General features: G+C 45.3%; 1 protein-coding gene and 1 pseudogene. Both read right to left on the bottom strand.

The window, feature by feature from the left end; genetic code table 11:
• Positions 1–208 (bottom strand): annotated as a pseudogene (locus tag OA2633_RS15670) (IS5/IS1182 family transposase); the annotation flags it as partial.
• A gap of 92 nt (positions 209–300) precedes the next feature.
• Positions 301–1116 carry an aminoglycoside O-phosphotransferase APH(3')-Ia gene (locus tag OA2633_RS15665; protein ID WP_000018329.1) on the bottom strand — a complete coding sequence of 272 codons (816 nt, stop codon included), beginning with the start codon at positions 1114–1116 and terminating at the stop codon, positions 301–303.
• Between the last annotated feature and the right edge of the window lie 118 nt (positions 1117–1234).

Below are 1234 nucleotides of genomic sequence, written 5' to 3'. Positions count from 1 at the left end.
CAGGGGGGGGGGGGCGCTGAGGTCTGCCTCGTGAAGAAGGTGTTGCTGACTCATACCAGGCCTGAATCGCCCCATCATCCAGCCAGAAAGTGAGGGAGCCACGGTTGATGAGAGCTTTGTTGTAGGTGGACCAGTTGGTGATTTTGAACTTTTGCTTTGCCACGGAACGGTCTGCGTTGTCGGGAAGATGCGTGATCTGATCCTTCAACTCAGCAAAAGTTCGATTTATTCAACAAAGCCGCCGTCCCGTCAAGTCAGCGTAATGCTCTGCCAGTGTTACAACCAATTAACCAATTCTGATTAGAAAAACTCATCGAGCATCAAATGAAACTGCAATTTATTCATATCAGGATTATCAATACCATATTTTTGAAAAAGCCGTTTCTGTAATGAAGGAGAAAACTCACCGAGGCAGTTCCATAGGATGGCAAGATCCTGGTATCGGTCTGCGATTCCGACTCGTCCAACATCAATACAACCTATTAATTTCCCCTCGTCAAAAATAAGGTTATCAAGTGAGAAATCACCATGAGTGACGACTGAATCCGGTGAGAATGGCAAAAGCTTATGCATTTCTTTCCAGACTTGTTCAACAGGCCAGCCATTACGCTCGTCATCAAAATCACTCGCATCAACCAAACCGTTATTCATTCGTGATTGCGCCTGAGCGAGACGAAATACGCGATCGCTGTTAAAAGGACAATTACAAACAGGAATCGAATGCAACCGGCGCAGGAACACTGCCAGCGCATCAACAATATTTTCACCTGAATCAGGATATTCTTCTAATACCTGGAATGCTGTTTTCCCGGGGATCGCAGTGGTGAGTAACCATGCATCATCAGGAGTACGGATAAAATGCTTGATGGTCGGAAGAGGCATAAATTCCGTCAGCCAGTTTAGTCTGACCATCTCATCTGTAACATCATTGGCAACGCTACCTTTGCCATGTTTCAGAAACAACTCTGGCGCATCGGGCTTCCCATACAATCGATAGATTGTCGCACCTGATTGCCCGACATTATCGCGAGCCCATTTATACCCATATAAATCAGCATCCATGTTGGAATTTAATCGCGGCCTCGAGCAAGACGTTTCCCGTTGAATATGGCTCATAACACCCCTTGTATTACTGTTTATGTAAGCAGACAGTTTTATTGTTCATGATGATATATTTTTATCTTGTGCAATGTAACATCAGAGATTTTGAGACACAACGTGGCTTCCCCCCCCC

Source organism: Oceanicaulis sp. HTCC2633 (assembly GCF_000152745.1).
Lineage (GTDB): Bacteria > Pseudomonadota > Alphaproteobacteria > Caulobacterales > Maricaulaceae > Oceanicaulis.
The sequence above is the reverse complement of the archived record's forward strand: the minus strand, read 5'-3'. Positions and strand labels throughout refer to the sequence as shown.

Coding starts and splice junctions, on each gene's coding strand:
- OA2633_RS15665 (WP_000018329.1), bottom strand. CDS start 1,116: ATGAGCCATATTCAACGGGAAACGTCTTGCTCGAGGCCGCGATTAAAT.